The sequence below is a fragment of the Pantoea sp. DY-15 genome (assembly GCF_019795935.1).
GTDB lineage: Bacteria > Pseudomonadota > Gammaproteobacteria > Enterobacterales > Enterobacteriaceae > Pantoea > Pantoea leporis.
In genome coordinates this window covers 232,896-255,941 of record NZ_JAIMIF010000005.1, presented here as the reverse complement: position 1 = coordinate 255,941, position 23,046 = coordinate 232,896, and the positions used below count along the sequence as shown (strand labels likewise).

25 protein-coding genes are annotated in these 23,046 nt (G+C 54.4%); 3 read left to right on the top strand and 22 right to left on the bottom strand.

The window, feature by feature from the left end:
* Positions 1-318 precede the first annotated feature (318 nt).
* Positions 319-2,019, bottom strand: coding sequence for a lysophospholipid acyltransferase family protein (locus tag K5Y32_RS18990; RefSeq protein WP_222185456.1), 1,701 nt, complete (start codon positions 2,017-2,019; stop codon positions 319-321).
* 276 nt (positions 2,020-2,295) lie between these two features.
* Between K5Y32_RS18990 and K5Y32_RS18985 the strand changes: the two genes are divergently transcribed.
* Positions 2,296-2,916, top strand: a complete 621-nt coding sequence (locus K5Y32_RS18985; protein ID WP_222185455.1) for a response regulator transcription factor — start codon at positions 2,296-2,298, stop codon at positions 2,914-2,916.
* A 35-nt stretch (positions 2,917-2,951) separates the two neighbouring features.
* Here K5Y32_RS18985 and K5Y32_RS18980 read toward each other — a convergent pair whose 3' ends face one another.
* The 14 genes from K5Y32_RS18980 to K5Y32_RS18915 form a co-directional block, all read right to left on the bottom strand.
* Positions 2,952-3,656: a proteasome-type protease gene (locus K5Y32_RS18980; RefSeq protein WP_222185454.1), complete on the bottom strand. Its 705-nt coding sequence runs from the start codon at positions 3,654-3,656 to the stop codon at positions 2,952-2,954.
* 17 nt (positions 3,657-3,673) lie between these two features.
* On the bottom strand, positions 3,674-4,474 hold the full coding sequence (locus tag K5Y32_RS18975; protein ID WP_101761813.1) for a transglutaminase family protein: 801 nt from the start codon (positions 4,472-4,474) through the stop codon (positions 3,674-3,676).
* Complete coding sequence (locus K5Y32_RS18970) at positions 4,471-5,400, bottom strand: alpha-E domain-containing protein (RefSeq protein WP_222185453.1); 930 nt, start codon at positions 5,398-5,400, stop codon at positions 4,471-4,473. The genes K5Y32_RS18975 and K5Y32_RS18970 overlap by 4 nt, the downstream gene beginning before the upstream one ends.
* The gene (locus K5Y32_RS18965) at positions 5,394-6,833 is read right to left on the bottom strand and encodes a circularly permuted type 2 ATP-grasp protein (protein ID WP_101761811.1); all 1,440 of its coding nucleotides are present in this window, start codon (positions 6,831-6,833) and stop codon (positions 5,394-5,396) included. Before K5Y32_RS18965 ends, K5Y32_RS18970 begins: the two co-directional genes overlap by 7 nt.
* A gap of 111 nt (positions 6,834-6,944) precedes the next feature.
* Positions 6,945-7,559 (bottom strand): cupin domain-containing protein, encoded by a 615-nt coding sequence (locus K5Y32_RS18960; RefSeq protein WP_222185452.1) that lies wholly within the window; start codon positions 7,557-7,559, stop codon positions 6,945-6,947.
* 278 nt (positions 7,560-7,837) lie between these two features.
* Positions 7,838-8,758: a flagellar motor protein MotB gene (locus K5Y32_RS18955; RefSeq protein ID WP_222185451.1), complete on the bottom strand. Its 921-nt coding sequence runs from the start codon at positions 8,756-8,758 to the stop codon at positions 7,838-7,840.
* Positions 8,758-9,621, bottom strand: coding sequence for a flagellar motor stator protein MotA (motA, locus tag K5Y32_RS18950; RefSeq protein WP_222185450.1), 864 nt, complete (start codon positions 9,619-9,621; stop codon positions 8,758-8,760). Before motA ends, K5Y32_RS18955 begins: the two co-directional genes overlap by 1 nt.
* Before the next feature lie 6 nt (positions 9,622-9,627).
* Positions 9,628-10,326 (bottom strand): FliA/WhiG family RNA polymerase sigma factor, encoded by a 699-nt coding sequence (locus K5Y32_RS18945; protein ID WP_222185449.1) that lies wholly within the window; start codon positions 10,324-10,326, stop codon positions 9,628-9,630.
* Between the two features lie 9 nt (positions 10,327-10,335).
* The gene (locus tag K5Y32_RS18940) at positions 10,336-10,803 is read right to left on the bottom strand and encodes a flagellar basal body-associated FliL family protein (RefSeq protein ID WP_222185448.1); all 468 of its coding nucleotides are present in this window, start codon (positions 10,801-10,803) and stop codon (positions 10,336-10,338) included.
* A gap of 4 nt (positions 10,804-10,807) precedes the next feature.
* Positions 10,808-11,833, bottom strand: a complete 1,026-nt coding sequence (locus K5Y32_RS18935) for a flagellar hook-length control protein FliK (protein ID WP_222185447.1) — start codon at positions 11,831-11,833, stop codon at positions 10,808-10,810.
* Complete coding sequence (locus K5Y32_RS18930; protein ID WP_222185446.1) at positions 11,833-12,135, bottom strand: hypothetical protein; 303 nt, start codon at positions 12,133-12,135, stop codon at positions 11,833-11,835. Before K5Y32_RS18930 ends, K5Y32_RS18935 begins: the two co-directional genes overlap by 1 nt.
* Entirely contained in the window at positions 12,132-12,515 is a 384-nt protein-coding gene (gene fliS, locus K5Y32_RS18925) for a flagellar export chaperone FliS (protein WP_222185445.1), read from the bottom strand. Before fliS ends, K5Y32_RS18930 begins: the two co-directional genes overlap by 4 nt.
* A 12-nt stretch (positions 12,516-12,527) precedes the next feature.
* Positions 12,528-13,820, bottom strand: coding sequence for a flagellar filament capping protein FliD (gene fliD, locus K5Y32_RS18920; RefSeq protein ID WP_222185444.1), 1,293 nt, complete (start codon positions 13,818-13,820; stop codon positions 12,528-12,530).
* A gap of 187 nt (positions 13,821-14,007) precedes the next feature.
* Positions 14,008-14,847 (bottom strand): flagellin, encoded by an 840-nt coding sequence (locus K5Y32_RS18915; protein ID WP_370635123.1) that lies wholly within the window; start codon positions 14,845-14,847, stop codon positions 14,008-14,010.
* A gap of 477 nt (positions 14,848-15,324) precedes the next feature.
* On the opposite strand from K5Y32_RS18915, the gene K5Y32_RS18910 reads away from it, so the two are divergent.
* Together K5Y32_RS18910 and K5Y32_RS18905 are read left to right on the top strand one after the other, a co-directional pair.
* Complete coding sequence (locus K5Y32_RS18910; protein WP_222185442.1) at positions 15,325-16,260, top strand: transcriptional regulator; 936 nt, start codon at positions 15,325-15,327, stop codon at positions 16,258-16,260.
* The gene (locus K5Y32_RS18905) at positions 16,235-16,699 is read left to right on the top strand and encodes a hypothetical protein (RefSeq protein ID WP_222185441.1); all 465 of its coding nucleotides are present in this window, start codon (positions 16,235-16,237) and stop codon (positions 16,697-16,699) included. The genes K5Y32_RS18910 and K5Y32_RS18905 overlap by 26 nt, the downstream gene beginning before the upstream one ends.
* A gap of 2 nt (positions 16,700-16,701) precedes the next feature.
* On the opposite strand, the gene K5Y32_RS18900 is transcribed toward K5Y32_RS18905, so the two are convergent.
* From K5Y32_RS18900 to flgG, 7 genes are all read right to left on the bottom strand, one after another.
* Complete coding sequence (locus K5Y32_RS18900) at positions 16,702-17,730, bottom strand: hypothetical protein (RefSeq protein ID WP_222185440.1); 1,029 nt, start codon at positions 17,728-17,730, stop codon at positions 16,702-16,704.
* Positions 17,731-17,735: 5 nt separating this feature from the next.
* Positions 17,736-18,644 (bottom strand): flagellin/flagellar hook associated protein, encoded by a 909-nt coding sequence (locus tag K5Y32_RS18895; RefSeq protein ID WP_222185439.1) that lies wholly within the window; start codon positions 18,642-18,644, stop codon positions 17,736-17,738.
* Positions 18,645-18,654: 10 nt separating this feature from the next.
* Entirely contained in the window at positions 18,655-20,025 is a 1,371-nt protein-coding gene (flgK, locus tag K5Y32_RS18890) for a flagellar hook-associated protein FlgK (RefSeq protein ID WP_222185438.1), read from the bottom strand.
* Positions 20,026-20,089: 64 nt separating this feature from the next.
* Positions 20,090-20,383, bottom strand: coding sequence for a rod-binding protein (locus tag K5Y32_RS18885; RefSeq protein ID WP_222185437.1), 294 nt, complete (start codon positions 20,381-20,383; stop codon positions 20,090-20,092).
* A gap of 2 nt (positions 20,384-20,385) precedes the next feature.
* Positions 20,386-21,450: a flagellar basal body P-ring protein FlgI gene (locus tag K5Y32_RS18880; RefSeq protein WP_255602716.1), complete on the bottom strand. Its 1,065-nt coding sequence runs from the start codon at positions 21,448-21,450 to the stop codon at positions 20,386-20,388.
* 61 nt (positions 21,451-21,511) lie between these two features.
* Entirely contained in the window at positions 21,512-22,192 is a 681-nt protein-coding gene (gene flgH / locus K5Y32_RS18875; protein WP_222185435.1) for a flagellar basal body L-ring protein FlgH, read from the bottom strand.
* Positions 22,193-22,246: 54 nt separating this feature from the next.
* The gene (gene flgG / locus K5Y32_RS18870; protein WP_222185434.1) at positions 22,247-23,032 is read right to left on the bottom strand and encodes a flagellar basal-body rod protein FlgG; all 786 of its coding nucleotides are present in this window, start codon (positions 23,030-23,032) and stop codon (positions 22,247-22,249) included.
* Between the last annotated feature and the right edge of the window lie 14 nt (positions 23,033-23,046).

Sequence of the window (23,046 nt, the reverse complement as noted above, 5' to 3'; positions counted from 1 at the left end):
GTTAAGGATACGCACCACTGCTGCAGCGCGGATGTGGGGGCGACATCCTAACCCGCTGAACGAATAAGGGATTCCAGGGCGAGCCGCAGGGATGCGGCGAGAGGTGGCGCTGAGCAGGAGCGAATCGCCACCGGTCCGTCAGGAATCGTGAATGAGTGAAGGCACCGCGAAGCGGCGGGTTGGGCTGGCGCAAGGCCCGGGAGTGCAGAGGGCGCGGCCAGGCGTCCTCTGCTCGTTCGCCGCACCGAAGTGCTGCAACTGCCCAGGTTCAAGGCGAACGAAAGCCGCTCCGTGCTTAACTGAGCGGCATGACGCGATTCACAGATGCATGCCGATATAACGCTCATAACGCGCGGGCTTCACCCGCGTCAGATCCACCAACACCAAACCATCGATACAATTGTTGAAATCGGGATCGCTGCCGAAATCGATAAACTGCACGCCGCCCGGCTCGCACACCTCGGAGTATTGCTTGTAGAGCGTGGGAATGGCGGTGCCGAGATTCGCCAGCAGATGTTTCAACCGGCGTAAATCTTCGCTGTAGTTATCGCCGGTGAACTGCGCCAGCACTTCCGGTAGCGAGGCCGGATAAGGGCGGCGTGAGGTCGCCAGCGGCAGTTCGGTAGGGAAATAGAGACGATAGAACGCCACCAGCAAATCGCGCGCCGCCAGCGGCATGCCGCCCGAGATCGAGACCGGACCAAACAAGTAGCGGGTTTCGGGATACTTAGCGATGTAGGCACCAATACCCATCCACAGATAATCGAGGCCGCGCTTGCCCCAATAGGCGGGCTGAATAAAACTGCGACCCAGCTCCAGACCCTGATTGATGATTGGCAACATGCGCTCGTCGTAGTGGAACAGGCTGTCGCTGTAGATGCCTTCCAGCCCACGACGCTCCAATTGCTCGGCGCCCGGAATAAAGCGATAGGCACCGACGATCTCCAGCGCATCGTCATCCCACAGAATCAGGTGATAGTAATCGTCATCGTATTTGTCGAGGTCGCGACGCCGCCCGCAGCCCTCGCCCACCGCGCGGAACGCCACTTCACGCAAGCGCCCGAGTTCGCGCAGCAGCGGCACCCAGCTGGCACCGTTGCGTCGCCACAGATAGATCTGCTTGCCATCCGGCAGCGTGCCGAGTCGCTCGCTCTCCATCAGCGCTTTCTTCAGTTCGGCACGATCTTCCGGGCGCGCAATCGCCGCTTCGGTCTGGAACAGGCCGCGTCGTCCCTGACCAATGCGATACAGATGTTTGCGCAGCCGCTTCGCCAGCTCTTTGCCCGGCGTGTGGCCATCATGCCAGTTGGCAAACGGGATCTGCTCGCCGATGTGCAGCTTGATGCGCGAACCGCGCTGGCGAAACATTTCACGCACCAGCATCAGTAACGCCAGCGGCGAGGCAATTTTGGCGGCGGCGTAGAACGCCAGGCTGTTGCGCCCCACCACATGCACCGGCACGATTGGCGCACGAGCGCGGGCGGCGAGGCGTAAGAAGCTGTGATGCCAGTGACGATCGCGCACGCCACGGCTGGAAAGGCGCGACACTTCGCCCGCCGGGAAGATGATCAGCACGCCCTGATTATCGAGATGCTGCTGCATGTGCGTCAGCTGTTCGCGGCTGGTGCGGTTGCCCATGTTATCCACCGGCAACATCATGTTGTTGATCGGCTCCAGCATCATCAACATGCGGTTGGCGACAATTTTCACATCGCGTCGCACCTGCGAAACCGCCGCCAGCAGCGCTAAGCCATCCAGCGCCCCGAGCGGATGGTTGGCAACAATCACCACCGGCCCACGTGTGGGAATCTGCTCCAAATCGCGCTCGCTCAGTTCACAACGCACGTCGAGATGATCCAGCACCTGCTCCACCATATCCACACCTTTGAGGTGACGATAGCGGGCGGCAAAGGCCTGGAATTCATGTTCGCGAACCGCCCATTTCAGGGCGCTTTTCTGCCAGTTCGCCGGTTGATGACCTGGCCAGTAAGTATCGAGAAGCTGATCAACTGAAAACATCATTCACCTTTTATACGCAGCGGTTTATCGCCTCGACGTTAAAACGGCTTGTTTTCAGATTTATGACTGCTGTACAGCCAGAGCGTAAAAAGCAGCTGCCTGCTTTGTTCTAACGCATAAAAAACAACAACTCACCTTAAAATCCTAAATTCGAGACATGGCTTAAAGCTAATTCTTAAGCAGCGTGAATTAATCTGGTCACACCAGTATTTCGTGTTTAATCATTGGTGTTTTAACTTTGCATTTATTTTTTATTTTCTCCTTTGGACTACACATATGATTCACTCAGTATTTATTGTTGATGATCACCCGTTGATCTGTACGGGTATCCAGGCGCTATTGCAGTCATATCATTACTCCATTGTCGGAATAGCCGAAAAAGGCGATCTCCTGATTACTCAGCTTCATCAGTCACGTCCAGATGTCCTTCTACTCGATCTCACCATGCCCGGCCGTGCGGGAATTCCACTGATTGCAGATATTAAGCGCGCTATGCCAGAGCAAAAAATCATTGTCTTTTCCGCTTCAGAAAGCCTTTTTTATCAAAGGTGTTGTTTACAGTTGGGGGTGGAAGGGTACGTTTATAAACGCGGAGAGCTAGAGACGCTTCTTAGCGCAATAAAAGAAGTTGAGCGCGGCAACCGGTTTTATCCGATCACGCATACGGTCGCGGACATGAATGAGTTCATTGAGAGTGAAAAATTGATGAGCCTCACACGCCGGGAATTGATGGTATTAGTTAAGCTGGCATCAGGAATGAGTAATAAAGAGATTGCCTCCCAATTGCAGCTAAGCAGTAAAACTGTGAGTACTTATAAAATAAAAATTTTGCACAAGCTTGGATTGAAAGGGATTAGCGGGATTAATATGACGGCAAAATTGAATGAGTTAGTGTGAAAGACCAGGTCGCCATTCATGGCGACCCTACACAGTTATAGCTTTAACGGCGGCAGCTGTGAGAAGACGCTGAGCAGACCTTTGCTCCACAACTGCCGAATTTGTGAAAAATAGGGATGCTGTTCGGTGATGTGATATTGCTCGCTGTCGCTGAAACTGTCGGTGCGATACACCATCACATCCAGCGGTAATCCCACCGAAATATTACTCGCCAGCGTGGAATCCATTGAAATCAGCGCGCACTGCATCGCCTGACTGAGCGATGTTTCGTAGCGCAGCACGCGGTCGATAATCGGTTTACCGTACTTGCTCTCACCAATCTGGAAATAAGGCGTATCAACGCTGGCTTCGATGAAGTTGCCTTGCGGATAGATCTGGAACAGACGCGGCTCCTCGCCACGAATCTGCCCGCCCAGCAGCAGCGTGCCGCCAAACTCCTCGCCATCGCGCTTGATCACCTCGCGCAGCGTTTCGCCCACCATCAGCGCAATGTCATACAACGATCGTCCATTCAGCAAATTAGGTTGATCGTTATCGCCGTTATGCCGTCGCAGCAGGCTCAGCACGCTCTGCGTGGTGGCCAGATTGCCGGCGCTTTGCAGCACCAGCGTGCGTTCATCATCGACCTGAAACACATGCAATTTACGGAACGAGGAAATATGATCGACGCCCGCATTGGTCCGCGAATCGGATACAAAAATCATCCCTGAAGATAAACGCATTGCCACACAATAAGTCATAGTTACGCCTGTTCTGATTACTGCTGCGCATGCACCTGAAGCACCGCAGCCACCGCCAGCATATCTTCACCGCCGCCGCCCAGCCGCATACCGCGCACCGGACAGGCATCGAGATAATCCACACCAACCGCCAGACGTAAATGCTGGCGCGTGCTGCGGGTATTATTGGTGATATCAAAGCTGTGCCAACTGCCATCCAGCCAGGCTTCAACCCAGGCGTGAGTGGCGACGTGCTCAACGTTTTCAGTATAGAGATAGCCGCTTACATAGCGCGCCGGAATTCCCAGAGTGCGACAGCAGGCGAGAAACACGTGGCTGTGATCCTGGCAAACGCCACTGCCGGCGGCAAATACTTTCGCGGCGGTATCGGTTACCTGGGTGCTGCCGGGACGATACGGCATCTTCAGCAGCAATTCATCCATCAACTTTTCCAGGCTGGCGAGCGGCTTTTCCGGCCGCCAGTAGCGCTGGGCAAACTCGCGGATCTCGGGATTGGGCAGCGTCAGCGGCGTGGCGCGCAGAAACACCAGCGGCGACAACGCGCACTCCGGATCGGGTGCCCACTCGCCGGCATCAAGGATCTCCACCACACCGCGCGCGGCGATATCGAGTTGCTGATGCGGCGTATCCAGTGTTAGCACATGCATCACGTTGCCGTAAGCATCCTGCGTGCAGGTGGCTGCGCAGGGCAGCTCCAAATCCCACGAGATAATTTGCTGATGCACCGAATTTTGCGGCGTCAAACGCAGATACTGGGTGCTGAGTGTCACCTGCTGCTCGTAGGCGTAACGGGTTTTGTGCTCGATGTTCAGTCTCATTTCGCCTCCAGATAGGTGTGATTGATGCTGTCTGCCAGCGCGTTCAGGCGCGTCAGGAATGCATTGAGCCAGTACGTTAACCCTTCCTGCGTCAAGCTTTCCCAGGTGCTGAAACGCATCTCGGCCAGCAGCACGGTGATCAGATAACGCGGACGATCTTCGCCGCTGCTGCCGATCTGTTCGAGCTGGGTGGCGATCTCATCAATACAGGAGTGCAACGATCGCGGACTTTCGCTGCGCAGGATCAGCATCTCATTCACCAGATCCGGCAAAAGCTGCTGCTTGAAAATGGCGTTGTAGGCTTCACGCGCCGATACCGCGCGCAGCAAGGTGTCGAGGCGATAATATTCGCGCACCGAATCGGACTGCTGCTCCAGCAGTTGCTGATTGACGCTCAGCAAACGCGCGGTGCCGTCGCTGCGCTCCATCAGCGTGCCGATGCGGATAAAACTCATGGCATCGCCGCGCAGCAAGGTGCCGAACATCGCGCCACGAAACAGGTGCGAGCGCTCTTTCACCCAATCGAAAAAGCTATCGGCGTTGGCGCTGGTGATGCCGCGCCGCCGCGTGTTGCGCATCTCAATCCACGTCGAGTTGATGCTCTCCCACACTTCCGACGACAAACTGCCGCGCACCGCATGCGCGTTGTTCCACGCCTCCTGCCAGCAGCTGAAAATGCTGCACGGATTGCGGTCGTCAAGGGCGAAAAAGTTGAACAGCTGCGGCATGGTGAAGCGGCCGTTGAGGGTTTCAAACAGTTCACGCGTGCCGGTGAGATTGAGCGGCAGCAGCAGATCGTCGCCCTGATCACCGCGCACCGGCATTAACGACAAACGGTTGGTGACGTCCAACACGCGTGCGAGTTGTTCTGCGCGCTCAAGATAGCGCGCCATCCAATAGAGGCCACTGGCCGTGCGGCTTAGCATGATGCGTCATCCTCCAGAACCCACGTGTCCTTGGTGCCACCGCCCTGCGACGAGTTCACCACCAGCGAACCTTCGTTCAGCGCCACGCGGGTTAAGCCGCCGGGCACCAGACGAATATCCGCGCCGCACAGCGCAAACGGGCGCAGATCGATGTGGCGCGGCGCGAGGCCGTTATCGATAAAGGTTGGACACGTGGAGAGCGATAGCGTGTCCTGCGCGATGTAGTTTTCCGGGCGCGCTTTGAGGCGATCGCGGAAATCACTCAGCTCCTGCTGGCTCGCCACCGGGCCAATCAACATGCCGTAACCGCCTGCGCCGTGCACCTCTTTCACCACCATTTTCGCCAGGTTGGCCAGCACGTAGGTGAGATCCTGCGGTTTGCGGCATTGCCAGGTGGGTACGTTATTGAGGATCGGATCCTCATCGAGATAGAAACGGATCATGTCCGGGACGTAGGGATAGATCGATTTATCATCGGCGACGCCGGTGCCGATCGCGTTCGCCAGCACCACGTTGCCGGATCGATACACCGACAACAAGCCCGGCACGCCGAGCATCGAATCCGGGCGGAACGCCAGAGGATCGAGGAAGGCATCATCAACGCGACGATAGATCACATCGACTTTGCACGGCCCGGCGGTGGTACGCATCATCACCGCGCCATCTTTGACGAACAGATCGGCGCTCTCCACCAGCTCAACGCCCATCTGCTGCGCGAGGAAGCTGTGCTCGAAGTAGGCGCTGTTAAAGCGGCCCGGCGTCAGCACCACCACCACCGGATCGTTGACCGGCGAGCTTTCGCGCAGGGTTTGCAGCAGATGCGAAGGATAACGTTCTACCGGCGCGATGTGCTGCCCGGCGAACAGTTCCGGATAGAGGCGCATCATCATCTTGCGGTTCTCCAGCATATAGGAGACGCCAGACGGCGTGCGCAGATTGTCCTCGAGAACGTAATATTCGCCGTCATTATTGCGCACCATGTCTACCCCAACAATGTGTGCGTAGATGTGGCGATGCAGATCGACGCCTTGCATGCAGGGCTGATATTGATCGTTCACCAGCACCTGTTCAGCGGGCACGATGCCGGCTTTGAGGATCAGTTGCTGATGGTAGATGTCGTGCAGGAAGGCGTTAAGGGCTTGTACCCGTTGGCGAATGCCGCGATCGAGCATCGCCCACTCGCTGGCAGGAATGATGCGCGGCACGCTGTCGAAAGGAATTAAACGTTCCGCGCCGCCGTCATCACCGTAGACGTTAAAGGTGATGCCGACGCGATGAAACAGCAGTTCCGCTTCTTCACGTTTGCGCGCCACGGCCTCTTTGTCCGCCTGTTGTAACCATTCCCAGTATTGCTGGTAGTGAGCGCGGTGTTGGCCATCGCTCAGCCACATCTCATCATAGAATTGTGATGCTATCTGGTAGCTTTCTTTCATGATTTACCCGGCGCTTGTCAGAGGACCTCACTCTCTCCTGCACAAACTGTGCCAGAGTCTTGCCCCGGTAAGGCACACGCGCCGCGTCAACGGAAATGGCTGTTTTGCACTTTACTGGTGCATTAGCTGCTGCGCGATTGGCAGCCAGATCTCCGTCATCGCGCCTTCGCCACCGGTACAAGGATCGCGGGATGGCAGCGGCACCTGCTGGATCTTCTCCTTCGACGTACGTAAACGCGACGGCTCATCACGCACGGTTTCCGGGGACATGCCTTCAGGATAGGCGCCAACGGTGAAAAAATCCTCTGAGGCAAACACCTGTTTGTGGCCGACGCCCGCGGGGATCAGCACCGCATCGCCTTCGCGCAGCGTCACCATGCGACCGCTGTCGCCGCCGAATAGCACTTCCGCCCAACCGGCAGCCACGCCCAACACTTCATGGGTGTTTGGGTGATAGTGCGTATAGGGAAAAATCGGCGAACGCCACGCGGCGGGCCAGCCGTTGCGGGTAAAGGTTTTTTCAAACCAGGCGGCGCTGTCTTCGGTTGGGTTTTCATCGTCATACGGCACAATGCCGGGCCAGATGATCAGCGGCAGCGGACTGTTGGGCACGCCGCCCGACGGCAGTGACAGCATCAGATGTTGCGGATTGCTGGAGGATCCAGCAGCGAAGGTGCCGGCGGCGAAAGACATCAGTAACAGCAGGCTGGAGTGGTTGGCAGTCATACTCTTTCTCCGGTTAATCACGATGCTTAATTGTGGCTTACCAAAGTGGCATTGCAATGTGCGCCCACTAACAAAATTTACAAAAAAGAATGATTTAGCTAACTAAAGCCAAATTTATTGGCAACATTATTAACATCGCGTGCTGGTGATTGATAGTCGCCATTTATGGTGACCTGGCAAGCATGAATGAACATATTTCGCACAAATTTTAGGCGAAAAAAAACCGGTGGATTTCGCCACCGGTGAATCAAAATTAGCGATTCAAAGGCACTGACAGGTTATCGTAGGCGCTCAGCGATGGGTTTCACGACGTTCTCCCCCTCGCGGCCATAAAACTGGAATAGGGATTCAGCAGCGGCATCGGTTAGCACCAGAATTTCAATACGTCGATTGCGTGCACTCATCGGATCGTCTCGATCTCGCGGCATGCGTGACGCCATGGCATTGACCTGCAACACGCGCGCACTCTCCAAACCGCCCCGCTCCAGCGCGCGACGTGCGGCCAGCGCACGATCGCCAGACAGATTCCAGTTGTTATAGGCGGCATTGCCGCTGTACTGCGCGGCATCTGTGTGGCCGCTGATCATGATTTTGTTGTCGATGCGGTTAAACACCGGACCAAGTTCGGTCAACAATTTCTGGAAGAACGGTGTCAACACTGCGCTACCGCGAGGGAACATCATGCGATCCTGATCGTCCTGAATCAGAATGCGCAGCCCTTGTGGCAAGGTTTCCAGCATCAGGTAATTTTGCGCGTTATAGCTGTTAATCATCCGTTGCAGCTGGTTGTGTAACAACACCAACTCCGCATCCGAGCGTGACAGCACGCTGTCTAAATCTTCCTGTGGCTTGCTGCCGGCGTTCAAACTGATGTCAGCCTTACCTTGGCTGACAGTCGCTGGTTGCGTCGGCGGGGAAATTGCCATGGTTTCGCCGATAATCGCCGATCCGCCAGAGTTCTCAACGTCAAAAGGATTGAAATTGGTGCCATCAAAAACCGACGTGCCGTTCAATTGCGCGACAATCTCTTTACGCTCCTCTTCACTCACCGCGCCCATGATCCACAGCACCATAAACAGCGCCATCATCGCCAACGTGAAGTCCGCAAAGGCCACTTTCCACGCGCCGCCATGATGCGCATGGTGTGCCTTTTTGCCGCCGCGTTTGATGATGGTGGTGTGATGCGCATTGTGTTTCATTACGCACCTTCAGTGAGCTGATTGACCCAGCCATCCAGCGTGGCAAACGTCGGTTTGGTATCGAGTGGCAACATTTTACGTCCGGCATCCACCGCCAGCAGCGTCGGCTTGCCCGCCACCTGATTCACCAGCACGGTACGAATGCACTCCAGCACCGCCAGACGTTTTTTCTGGTTCTGCTCCATGGCATTCGCCAGCGGATCCAGCAGGCAGTAACAGAAGAATACGCCGAGGAAGGTACCAACCAATGCGGCCGCCACTTTCACGCCGATCAGCGCGATTGAGCCATCAATCGACTGCATGGTGATAATGATGCCCAGTACTGCAGCACAAATACCAAAGCCCGGCATCGCTTCCGCAACGCGTTGCATTGAGCGTGACGGCTTCAATAATTCTTCTTCCACGGCATGCAACTCAGATTCAAGAATGCCTTCAAGCTCGTGTTCGTTGATCTTGCCCATCGCCATCAGGCGGAAATTATCCGAAATAAAAGAGATAAAGCTTCGATCGGCGATGATCAGCGGATATTTCTGGAAAATTTCGCTATTTTCCGGCACTTCAATATGTGCGTCTAACGCTTTCAAGCCGCCGTCTTGCACCAGTTCCAGCAGTTCATACAGCAGCATTAGTAGCTGCTGCTGAAACTCTGCGGTGTAAATATTGCCTTTAACAGTGCCGCGTACCTGCGACCACATATCTTTCAATACGGTTTTGGAGTTACCAATCACCAACGCACCGGCCCCCGAGCCGAGAATGATTAACAGCTCGCCAGGTTGCCAGAAGGCGCTAAGCAAGCCACCGGCGTGCGTATAGCCGCCAATCACACTGCCCAGCACCACAATTAATCCAATCAGTTTCTGCATGATGTTTTACTCGAAGAATTGTTTGATCTTTTCGCCGATCTTTTTATTGATCTGGCAAACACGGGCTTCAGTCAGATCCAGCACCAAAGCGATCTCTTTCAGGCTCATTTCGTGCTGGTAATAGAGGCTGAGAATCAGCTGTTCACGCTCGCAAAGTGATGCCAGCGCCGTTTTCAGCGTGCGCTGGATGCCCACTTCTTCCTCCAGCGCGCGGCCGCTCAGCGCCTGGCCGAGGCCTAAGCCTTCGCCTGCTAGCAGCTCATCAAAGCTCTCCATGGCACTGGCCGATTCCAGTAGCAGATACTCCTGCACCTCTTCCGCAGTGAGCTTGAGATGCAGACGCAACTCTTCTTCGTTTGGCTCGTGACCGAGATGGCGCGTCAGTTCACGCACCGCATCATTGATTTTGTGGGTTTTCTGACGCAGACGACGTGGACGCCAGTCGTGCAGACGCAGCTGATCCAGCACGGCACCGCGCACGCGCTGCAAGGCATAACCGGCAAAATGATCATCCGGTTGGCCGTAACGGCGTAAAGACTCTAATAGGCCCATCAAGGCGATCTGCTCCAGATCTTCCCGATCCATCACGGCATCGGTCTGCGCCGAGAGTTGGCGCACCACACGCTTGACCAGCGGCAGCCACTGCTGAAGATAGCGGCTCTCTTCGACAGGCGTGAGTTCAGCGACTTCATTGAATACGCTCATGACATCCCCTTACTGGAAGACCATTTTGGAGATCATCACGTCGGAGAATGGCTGATCGCTGCCGAACACGCCTTCATAGCGCGCCATCATCTGCATATGGATGTCATCAACGGTCATGGTGCGCACCGCGTCGTATTCCATGCCAGAGAACATCGCGACCAGCACACTTTTCATCTTCGGCAGGTTGTGTTCAGCGGCTTTCAGGCTCTCATCGCTGTTAGCGACGTAGGCCAGATCGAGCAGCAGATAACGCTCTTTGCTGCCGTTGCCTTTCAGGGTGATGACCTGGTTTTTGACTTCCAGATAAAGAACTTGCGTGGGTGCCTCTTTTTTCTCAAACAGCGAAGAGAAGCCTCTGGATTCGCCGGTGCTGCTGGCGGGGTGAATCAGTTCAGTGCCTGCTACAACCAGCGCGGCGGTCAGCACGGAGCTGCTCAACACCAACGCAAAATTGCGAGCGATTGTTTTAGTTTTCATTAAGTTATACCGTTGTCAGTATGGAAAGATCGCGGTGACATTGTTCTTCCGTCACTTCTGCAATGTTGTTACTCAGCACCACTTCCTGTTCGGGCTGTTGACGCGGCGCCTGGCGTTGTTCGCCCTGCTGCTGCGAAATCTGGACGTTAACCGCCACCTGGTTTTGCTCGCTCAGCGCGCCACGTAATTCCTGGCTCACCTGCTGCAATGCGCGGTAAACGTCAGGCTGTGCCGCCTGAATCTGGACCTGCAATTTGCCGCCCTCGTAATGCAGGGCAATATCCAGCTTGCCGAGGTTGGGTGGATCGAGGCGGATGGTGGCTTTCTGCGTGCGCTGATCGACCTGCATCTGCAAGCGATCACCTAAGGCTTCACGCAAAACAGCGGCTTTCTCGTGCGCGGCTTCCGGTAGCGCCAGTGGCGCCTGTGTTTTGAAACCAGGTTGCACGTTCAGCTTGTTTGTAGCGATCGGCTGCTGGCTGTGTGCAATCACCTGCGCGGGTAACATTTTTGCCAGCGGCTCCTCCGGCGATGCCTGCATCATCGCCAAAACCTGCTTGCTGGCATCCCGCGCATCCTGCGGCGTGCGCAGTTTGACCGGTTGGCTAGGCAAAGTTTCAGCCGGCGTTATCACTTGCCCCGCCAGCATGGCCGGTTGGGCAGATTGGGCGTTTTGCGGCAGTACCGCTGGACGCGCCAGCGCCGCCAGTTCAGGCAATTGCTGCGGTGCGCTGTACTGCAAAGGCGTCGGCGTGACGATCGGTGGCTGCGGCGCAATAACCGGCGCGGAGAGCGCGGGATCCAGCAACAGCTGCATCAACTGTTCAGGATCGCCGCTCTCTGGCAACGCATCCTCTTCAGCGACCTGCAGCGGCGGAGCCTGAACCGGTGCTGGCACGCTGCCACCGAGCATAAACATTGGCACCAGCGGCAGCGGCGTATTCGCCAGCTCAGTCGCCCCCGGCGTACCGGGGGCGACTGATGGCGCGCTACTGCCTGACAGAACGAAAGAAGTGAGTGACGGAATCATCAAACACCTCCAACTTCGTCGCCAAACAAGCTGTAAGCCTGCCGGCCTTGACGCTGCGACTGATGCTGCTGCAGTTTGTGGCGCAGCTCATCAATGCGCGTGCGACACTGCGCCGCAACCTGCTGATGGCGCTGCTGGAGCATTTTTACTTGCGCTAACGTGGCTTCGCTCAAACTTTGCTGGCGCAGTTGCAGCAACAGATCGTTGATCTGTTTGTCAATCTGCATGACCTGTAGCCAATCATCATTTTGCGCGGCCTGCTCTAACGCCGTGCTTAATGCCACAAACTGCTGCTGGCTCATGGCTGCATGCCCTCCCAGCCTTCGCGCAGTGTCAACAAAACCCCTTCAACTTCTTCAATCTGGGCAACAGACAAATTGTGGCTGGCGTCGTACAGGCGATAAACGCAATAGTCGTAAAGCGATGCCAAACGTAGCGCCAGTTCGCCACCGCGCTCGAAATCCAGAGCGCTGGTCAGCGCATTGAGAATGTCGATACTTTTGGAAATGCTGCTGGCTTTACGTTCAAAGCGTTTCGCAATTACGTGCCCTTTGGCACGCACCAGCTCATCCTGTAAACCGGTGAACAGCATCAGCACCAGCTGATGCGGCGTGGCGGCGGCGGTGCGGATCGCCAGATCTGCATCGTTATAGCCATGAATTTCGGAAGTATTACCGTACATATTTCACCTTCATTAGCCGAAGAAGTTCCCCAATGTGCTCTCCATCTGCGACATAGCAGCCTGCGCACGCGTGAATTGCTTCAGATAGCGTGCATAACTGGAGTCATAGCGCGTCTGGATTTGATCGGCTTTGGTTGTCAGTTGCGTATTTTGGCGGTCGAGTGAATCCTGACGGCTTTTAATCGAGCCGGTCGAGGTGCTGAGGAAGCTATCAAGACCTTTGTCCATCTTCTTGATCATCCCGTCCGCGCCACCGAACATCGCATCGAGTGCTGCGGGGTTGTCTCGCACCGCTTCAAGGAATTTTTCGCTGTCGATTTCAAGCTTGCCGGCTTTATCCGTTGAGACGCCAAAATCGCTCAGCTTTTTGCCGTTGGTGGTTTGACGCAGCAGTGAAGTCATCTGCTGTTCCAGCACGCGCAGGCCGGAATCGCCCGCCAGTGCGCCGCGCTTCTCTTTATCGCCGCCGCTTTTGGTCAGTTCGTCGAGTTTGGCAAACAGCGCGTTGTAGGCATCGGCAAATTTCTGCGCCTGCTCTTTGGTTTGTGTCTCATCGTTTTCCACGCTGATCACCAGCGTACGAGCAGGATCCGTTTTCTGCACCACATTGATTTCAACGCCGGGAATCACATCTTTAAAGGTGTTGGAGTCACTGGTGATCGCCATTTCACCGATCTTGATAACCGCGTCACGAGCAGCCGAGATCGTTGTGGCGTTGCCGATCGCCTGGCCGAACTCAGACGTTGGATCACTGGTGGTGATCTCAAAGCTATTTTTCTCACCGGTTTTTTCACTGCCCATCAACATGCGGGTTTCACCGTTGACCTTCATCAGTGATGCCGTTACGCCGGGATTGTCTGGATGTTTGTTAATGGCATCACGCAGGTCCGCCATACTCTCAACGCCGGTCAGATCGATATCGATCTCTTTACCATCCACGGCAATCGTCATGGTGCCAGTGGCATTTTTGACTTTGTCATCGGTCATCTCCGCAAATGAGTCTTGCTTTGCGGCGGCAGTTTCATTCACTTCAACCTGGTACAAACCTTTGCTGGCATTGGCGCTGGCTTTGAGGTTGACGTAGCCTTCCATGTTTGGCTTAGCGCTGTTCTTCACCAATTCGCCATTGGTACCAAAGCCTTTCAGCGCGGTACGGAAATCAGTCAGGGCCGTTTTCAGCGCAGTTAACGCACTCTGCTCGTTGGTGACTTTTTTCTGCTGCGCCTGCAGACGAGACTGCATCGCGGCAATGCTGTTAGTGGCGAGGATTTCCGCCCATTGGGACGGCTCCATATTCATGTTCATGCTTTTCTCCTACGGAATGACTTTTTAATAGCAATCAGCGTGCCAGTTTTAATTTTTGTTTTTATTCAAATAGTTATATAAAAATTAAGGAAAGTTTATTTCCGCCTGAGGGGAAGAAATAGTCATCGCAGGCGGAAATAAAAACACCGCCTCAAGAGCGGTGTTTTTTTAATTACAAATAGAGGGATTAGCCCAGCATGCCCAGAACCATCTGGCCCATGCCTTTAGATTGGCTCAGCATCATCTGGCTGCTCTGCATCAGCATTTGATGACGGCTCATTTTTGAACCTTCTTCTGCGAAGTCAGCATCACGGATGGTGCCGAGGTTCAGCTCAGTGTTGTCTTTCATGTTTGCCAGGTTAGCCGCAGTGTGACCCAGACGGTTGATGTTGGCACCCAGGTCAGAACGGATTTTGCCAACTGAGCCCAGTGCATCAGTCACTTTCGACAGCATGGCGTTAGCACCTGAAGCACTACCAGAAATACCGCCTGTGGCCAGAGCGGTCAGCTTAGTTGATACGCCACTCAGTGAAGTGCTCAGATCAACTTTCAGGACTTCGTCCTTAGATGCGCCGATCTGGAACTGCATTTCCTTAGTCAGCTTGCCATTACTTGCATTGCCGGTAAGCAATTTCTCAGTACCGTAAGAGGTGTTTTTCATGATGTTGCCCAGTTCTGCATTCAGTGCATCAAACTCAGACTGCATCGCGGTACGGTCATCTTTGTTGTTGGTGTCATCCGCAGCCTGAGTTGCCAGGTCTTTCATGCGGAATAGGATGTTGTTGACTTCATCGAACGCACCTTCAGCGGTCTGCATCATGGCAGTCGCTTTCGCGATGTTGTTCTGTGCAACGCCCATACCACGCGCCTGACCATCGAGGCGGGTTGCGATCTGCAGGCCAGCTGCGTCGTCAGCTGCAGAGTTGATACGTTTGCCGGTGCCCAGACGCTCCATTGCGGTAGACAGTGCAGAGTTTGCACGATTCATGGAGTTAGTAGAGGCCATAGCTGCTGAGTTTGTAAACATAGTTAACATGAGGTTTATCTCCAAAGGTTGGAATCCGTTGATTCCGTTTCAAGTAACAGGAGAAAACGGCACGCTAATTGAATCTCTTAAATCAACTTAAAATATTTTAGCGAAAAAAATATTATTTTCTCGCTGCAGTTAAAATAAGAGGAAATAAAGGCGACAGCGTTAACATATAAATTAAATCATAAGGCCACGACAATAAAAAACCCATAACAATATGAAAGTAATAACTTTTATTCTATAATCTACATTGAGCCCTATTATTTTGTTTTATTTAAGAGCTGGACTTTTTTTTAAGACTACCTTATCCCGATTAATTGCATCTCAACGCATCCTTGTTAAATTGACGGATTGAAATCACTCGTTTTTGAGACTAATCTTGCTGATTAAAATAATTAACATCTTGCCATGTGTTTTGACGCCGCGCCGATGGGCGATGACGATGCCCAACACACCAAGGGAAACAACGTAACGATGACGTCAGATTGCATTATTAATCACTGGTTACTTGATATTGCCAGTGCTTCATTAATTCACCAGAAGAGCGGCGAACAGCGGCGACTCGGTGAATATCAGCTGAAATTGCTGGTGGTGCTGATTCAGCATGCCGGACAAATCTTATCGCGCGAAGAGTTAAATCAGCTGGTTTGGGAACGCCGCGTTATCGGCAGCAACAGCTTGCCAAATGCCATTCATGCGCTGCGCATCGCGCTGGAAGATGACGGTAAACAGCAGCTGATCATCAAAACCGTGCCGAAGAAAGGCTATATTCTCGAAGCGGAATTTTGCCATTTCCAGCGACGTATAAATGAAGAGGATGAAGAAGAGAGCAGTGTGCAGTTATTGACTATAACGCCGTCGTCATCGATGCCTGCAGAAATCCTTCAGGTATCGCATGAATCCCTGGAAATGCCAGATACGGCATCTTCACCGTCTGCGACAGTGATCAACCCGCCACCGCAGGTTGAATCCTCCCCTGGTTGGATCGCGCTGTTTGGCCTGACGCTGGTGATTTTTCTGATGTTGGCAGGCTGGGTGCTCCAGTCTGCCCTACACGATAAACCGCAAATGGCAGAGATACCGATTGAAGGGGTAACACAGATCCGACTGCTGCACCTGACAAAGACGCCATTGGATATCAGCAGCCTGGAACTGGACACGTCAAAACAGATCAGTGATACGTTGCGTCAGCTCAATACCACCTTGAAAGAGCGTAATGTGCGTATGGATATCTACTATTCTGCCACTGGCAGCGCCGTTAATCTCACTCTGAACCTCAACAGCACTTGTGCGCATCAGCAATTGGCCATGGCAATTTTTAATGCGACTGAGAACCCACAGGCGCTGAATCAATTGTTAACTGAAGAAACGGAGAGAAAGCTGAATGAAATGGCGCCTTGCAACTCTTAGCCTGGCCTCAGTGACCCTGTTGCTGCTGGCTACAGCATCGCTACGCGGCTGGTTGCCATCATTTAGTCACCAGGTATTTGATGCAGACTTCACCGGAAACGATGTAGAGATGGGTATTTATGATGTGGAAAACGGTCAGCAGGAATTTTATCTGCCCTTTTTTGCCGTTAAGTCTGAAAGCGTGATGATGACCTTATCCAGCAAAGCAGCCGATAGTCAGTTTATTGCCAGAATACTGTTAAATCCTCAGGCTGAGACACGCATTGGCATGATTTATAGCTATCAACCGCTGGTTGTTCACTCCATCAAAGATAAGCCGCTATTAAGGAGCATTTTTAACTTCAATGCTCACAACGGCGTTAGCTTTAATAGTGTTGAATTTGAGGGCAATCGTATACTGGTAATGCCTTCAGGATTGCTGATAAACCAGCAGCATTAATCTCAGGCGCGCAGCAACGCTGCGCTGCCCAACACGTTTTTCACGGTAGCGCGCGGCACGTTAGCTTGCGCGCCCAGTGCATCCGCTACACTGCCATAATTACGCTGACCTAACTGCTGCGCGACATCCTGAGCGGCGCTATTCGCCCGCGCACTGCTGAAATTCGACATACTATCAATACGTTGTTGCACCAGCGCTTTGGTGCGGACTAACTGCTTACGCTGATGTGTCAGTTGCTCCAGCGTGCTATCGAGCGCAGGCTGCAACGATTCCAGCTGTGCCGGATTCGCCAGCACGCGCGCCACTTCATCCTCAAGCGTGGTTTCAGCCTGCGGTTTAATTGGGAAAAACTGACTATGTGGATAACGTTCGCCGCCGCCCTGCACGCTCAGATGTTGGTTCACGCGCGACCAATGCTGTTCATCGACCTGAAACTGGACTTCGCGTTGCGCATCCAGCTTGCCGTGAATGCCCCATTTGCCCAGCGCCTTGTTTAGACTCAATAACGTCTGCTGCGGCGTGCTGTCGGCAGCAATCGCCGCCGCGCTAATTTCGCGCTGCTGGCCTGCCAGGGAAAACGTCAGCAGTTCTGGCTGCGGATTATTAACCAACGCCTGGCCATCGCGCAGCTGGAAGTTAACCTGCGATTTCCCCTCTAGCGACACGTGCAGCTGGCGATTAACACTGCCGCCGGAAAGCGTTTGGCGTTGTGCCAGCAGCGATTGCAACGTCTGCGTCTCGGCTAACGCCGTCTGGCGATCGCCGCGACGGCTTATCGCATGGTTCACTTTCAGCAGCTGAGTTTCGGTCGCCTGCAGAAAGTGATCGGCCTGCTGCACACGCGTCAGCTGTTGATTCAGCTGGACGTTATAGCGCAGCGGCTGTGAGGAAATCAGCGGCGCATCGGGAAAGTTACTGGTTTGACGCGTAGCGGCGTTGGCAACATTACTGACCGGCGCTTTTGCGTTAAGCGGTGTGCTTTGTAGCACGGGACGCAAGCCCGATGATAAACGATTCTCCACCTGCATCATGCTCATTACCTTAAGTTAAACAGCGACAGTGAGGAAACCTGGTTGTAGACCTGATAAGAAGACTGCGCCGAAACCATGTAACGATTAAGATCGAGCATCGCAGTAGGCATATCCAAGCCCTGCAGCTCTCCTGCTACTTCATCATGAATCATTTTATTATCCTGATGCGCTTCCTCTAATAACGTCATGTTGTTCTGACGTCCGCCGAGCTCGGTGAAAATCGCCGCAACGTTATCGGAGGTGGATTGCACCTGACCAATCATGGCCGTGAAGTCATCGGCATAGTCTTCTGGCGCAATGGTCGGATCGGACATTTTCTCCAGTAACGACTCCAACTGGTTAAGCAGCTTCATGTCATCGCCAAAGGCTGCCGCCAAATCGGTGTTGGATTTCGTCAGGACACCATGCGCCACCGGCGTGTAGTTACTTTCGTGGTTGCCGGCAAAGGTCCATTCACCGGTAGTCGCATCGCGCACCACGGGTTGCTGATTGGTTTTGGTGCCCGCAAACAGATAGCGACCGCTTTCATCACGGCTGTTCATCTGCTCCACCAGCATATCTTTCATGGCGCTGAGCTCGGTGGCATAACCGGCCATATCGACTGCGCCGTGGCTGCTATTGTTAGCCTCACGCAACTTATCCAGCATGCTCAGTAGCTGCTTACTGCTCGAATCTACCAGCGTTTCCTGCTGGCCAAGGCTGTGTCCCAGACGTTCAATGTTGCGCTGATACTGACCGATCGACGCCTGCTCCCGACGAATCTGCGCCAGTTGCGTGCTGGCAATCGGATCGTCAGAAGGATTGATAACGCGCTTTTGCTCGTTAATCTGCGTCATCAATTTGTTGAGCTGGTTGGTGTTGCGTCCAAGACTGTTCAACATGGTGTTAGAGAAACTTAAGCTATTCACTCGCATGGTATTTTCCTTAGAACAGCGCCAGCAGATCGGTGAAGATTTGATCGCCGGTAGCAATCACTTTCATATTGGCCTGATACGCTTGGGTGTAGTTGGTTAGGCTGATGTACTCTTCGTCGTAGTTCACCGCGCTATAACTATCACGCTGCATCACCGCATCTTCTAACAGTGCAGCCGCTGCCGTGAGCTCGGTTTGATTCTGACGACTTTTAATGCCGATGGTGCTGATCAGCGATGCGCTGGCGCTATCCAGCGTTGAGTCACCAATGCCCGGAATGTTGAAGGTTTGGGTTTTAATACCAATCAACGCCAGCAGGTTTTTATTGTCGCCGGTGGCCGTCGCATCGCTGGAAAATGCCAGTTCATCCCAGGCGAGATCGTTAACCTGCAGCATGCCGTTAGGATTGCTGAGATCGAAGTCAAACAGCGGTTTGCCGGCATTGCCTTTCAGATCGAAACCTAAGGCGAGCTGATCGTTGAAGGCATTGGCCATCGATTCCGCCATGCCAATAATGCTCTCTTCAATACCGTTGAGGGTATTGACCTGATAATCATGCAGCGCGCCAAACGCGCCACCGGTTTTCATATCCACCTGATAGCGGCTGCCAGCAAAATTCAGCTGCAGGAAGGGCTCACCGCTGGCGTCCTTCTCCATCGACAAGCTTCCCACATCACTGCCGCTTACTAACGGCTGACCCGAAGGGAGCATCAAGCTGTATTCGCCTTTCTCATTCTCCTGCACGCGCACGTCGACGTAGCCGCTGAGCTCGTTCACCAGTTCATCACGCTGATCGCGCAGGATGCTGGTATCGCCGCCCATCGCTTCGGTCTCTTTGATGCGCTTGTTGTACTCCGCGATGTTGCCGCTCACGCTGTTGATTGAGACGGTTAAATCACGCTGCTGCTGCTGGCTGTTAGTGCGCTGCTTTTGCAGAAAAGATTGGATGTTGTTGAAACGCGTCGACAGCGCGCGTGCTTCGGTCAACACATCCTGGCGCATCGCCTGGTTGTCCGGCTTCTCACTGGCGCCGCTCAGGGATTTAAAGAAATTATCTAAACCGTCACCGATGCCGCTGGTATCCGTACCCAGTAACTTCTCAAGCGCACCGAGGTAGGTTTGTCCCTGGTCGAAATAGCTGGTTTGCGTGTTGGCACGCCAAACCTGACCGATACGGAATTGATCGGCCATGCGGCGGATATTCGTCACTTCCACACCGTTGCCGCTGGACAAGCGCAGATTTCCCATCGGGCCAATTGCCTGCTGCTCAACACGCTGGCGGCTGTAGCCGTGAGTGGCAGCATTGGCAATATTCAATGCGGTCACGTTCATGCCGATACGTGCTGCGGTCGCGCCGCTATAACCGATATTAATGATGCTCATTTTTTCCTCTCGCACTCACCGTTTCTGCCTGGGCAGAGCGACAAGAATGCTACGTTTATTAAACCTACTTCGGCGATAACTGCTGAATGAGTACGTTGGCGATGCCAGTGCTGCGCTGGCTTGCCAGTTCCTGCGCTAGCGCATCGTCATAAAAATCACGCAGATTGCGCGCTTCGCGGCTGCTGAACATGCCGCTTTCACCGGCAAATGCATCGGTGCCTTTACGCATTTCACTCAGCATGGTGCGCAAGAACATCGCTTCAAATTTCTCGGCCGCCTGCTCCAGATTATTAGGTTGCGCACTGCCCGAGATGCCATTGGCCAGCGGGCTAAATGGCGTTGAGATACGATCAATCATGATTAGATCACCACCAGTTCTGCATCGAGGGCGCCCGCTTCATGCAGCGCCTGAAGAATTGCCATGGTGTCGTCCGGAGCCGCGCCGAGGCTGTTGATAGTATTCACAATGCTGCGCAAGCTGGTGCCTGCAGGAACGGTCACCATCTGGCCGTGACCGCGATCGACGCTGATATCCGATTCCGGTGTCACTGCGGTTTGGCCATTGCTGAACGGGTCTGGCTGGCTGACGTTTGGACGCTCGGCAATGGTGACGGTGAGATTGCCGTGTGCGACAGCGGCGGCACGTACCACAATGCCTTCACCCAACACGATGGTGCCGGTACGCGCGTTGAACACCACGCGCGGCGGCTGTTTACCGGCGTTGATCTGCACTTCTTCCAGCATCGACATAAAGGCCACGCGCGCGGATGGATCACGCGGCGCGTTGACCGAGACGTTGGTGCCACTTTTTGCTACGGCAGTACCAGCACCAAATGCCTGGTTCAGCGCCACGGCGATGTTATTGGCGGTTTTAAAGCTTGGGCGCTTCAGGTTCAGCATTACATCGCTGTTCTCCTGGAAATCGCTCGGCACTTCGCGTTCAACCGAGGCACCGTTAGGAATACGGCCTACGGTTGGCGTATTGATAGTGACGCTGGAACCGCTGTCGCCTTCGGCTTTCACGCCGCCGACCACCACATTGCCCTGCGCCAGCGCGTAGACTTCACCATCGGCACCGCGCAACTGCGTTAACAGCAAGGTGCCGCCACGCAGGCTTTTCGCATCGCCAATCGATGAAACGGTGACGTTGATGGTCTGGCCGCGTGCATACATCGAAGGCAGCGTGGCGCTCAGCGCTACCGCCGCGACGTTTTTTACTTTCGGGTCGATTTTTGGCGGCATCTGCACGCCAAACTGGCGCAGCATGTTGGCCAGCGACTGGCCGGTGAATTTCACCTGGCTGCGATCACCGGTGCCGTCGAGGCCGACGACGAGGCTGTAACCCACCAACTGGTTATCACGCACGCCCTGAATATCGACCAGCGAACTCAGCGCCTGCGCTTTGGCGTGATTAGATGCCATCATTCCGGCCGCGAGGAACAGCGGCAGCAGATAGCGAACGGTCATTCTGATCATGTTCTTCACCTTAAATCGGGAACAGCGGATGGTTGAAGAAGCGTGTGAGCCAACCCGCTGAATTGGCATCACTGAGCGCACCGCGCCCGGCATAGGAGATACGCGCATTGGCAATGCGCTGGGATGAAATACTGTTATCGCGTTCAATGTCATCGGCCCGCACAAGGCCGGTTACGCGCATGTACTCATCGCCCTGATTGAGCGTTAACCACTTCTCGCCGCGAATCGCCAGCACGCCATTCGGCAGCACTTTATGCACCGCAACGGAAATCGATCCGCGCAACATGTTCTGCTGCGCCGAGGTGGCGTTACCGTTGAAGTTACGGCTGCCCTTAATTGAGCCGCTTAAATCATCAAAGGTTTTGCCCATCGCCGACGGTACGCCGAGCTCGACATCGTTCTTTTTGCCGAAGTTGGTGCGCGCCTGTTTGCTCGACTGCGTCGATTCATCAAGGCGCACGGTGAGGATGTCGCCCACGCGATAAGCACGACGATCCTGCATCAGCGACCATTGATATTGGGTGTTGTAGAGTCCACCACCGCTAACGCGCGTATCTGGCTGTGCCAGATCCTCTGGCGGCGCATAGGCGGCGTCATCTTTTTGCACCAGCAGCGCCGGACTTTCACAGCCGGTCAGCAGCAGTGCGGCGGTGAGTAAGAAACCGCCGGTGAGTTTTTTTGTCAGTGTCATTGTTGTTATGGCCTTGCAAGGTGGGCGGAAGAACACCTTCCGCCCAAAAAAAAATTACATCTGCTGCGTGACGAACTTCAGCATGTCATCGGCAGCCGACACCATTTTGGCGTTCATCTCGTAAGCGCGTTGCACGGTGATCATGTCAACCATCTCTTCCACCACTTGCACGTTGGAACCTTCCAGCGAGCCTTGTTCCAGCTGGCCAAAGGCTTCTTCGCCCGGTACGCCTTCTACCGCTTCACCGCTGGCGGCGGTTTCGCGATACAGGTTGCTGCCGGTTGCTTCCAGCCCGGCTGGATTCACGAAATTCACCAGGGTGATTTGGCCGAGTTCAACCGGATCGGTTTCGCCCGCCACGGTGGCGCTGACGGTACCGTCCTTACCGATGGTGAGATTTTTGGTGCCTTCCGGCAGCTCAATCTGTGGAATCAACGGCAAGCCCTGCGCGTTGGTCATCACGCCATCTGCGCTGATTTTCAGGTTGCCTGAGCGGGTATAAGCGATGTCGCCCTCAGCGGTTTCTACCTGGAAAAAGCCCTGGCCGGCAATCGCCACATCCAGCTCCTGCTGGGTGTTTTTCATCGCGCCCTGGGTGAACTGCTTCTGCGTACCGAGGATCTTCACACCGCTACCGAACTGAATGCCGGTTGGCGTCTGGTTGTTCTGGTTCAACTGGGTGCCCGGCGCACGCTGCGTTTGATAGAACAGATCTTCAAACACCACGCGATCGCGTTTGAAGCCGGTGGTATCAACGTTCGCCAGGTTGTTGGAGATGGCGGCCATTTTGGCGTCCTGCGCCGCCAGACCGGTTTTACTGACCCAAAGAGCTGGATTCATTTCTTCGCTTCCTG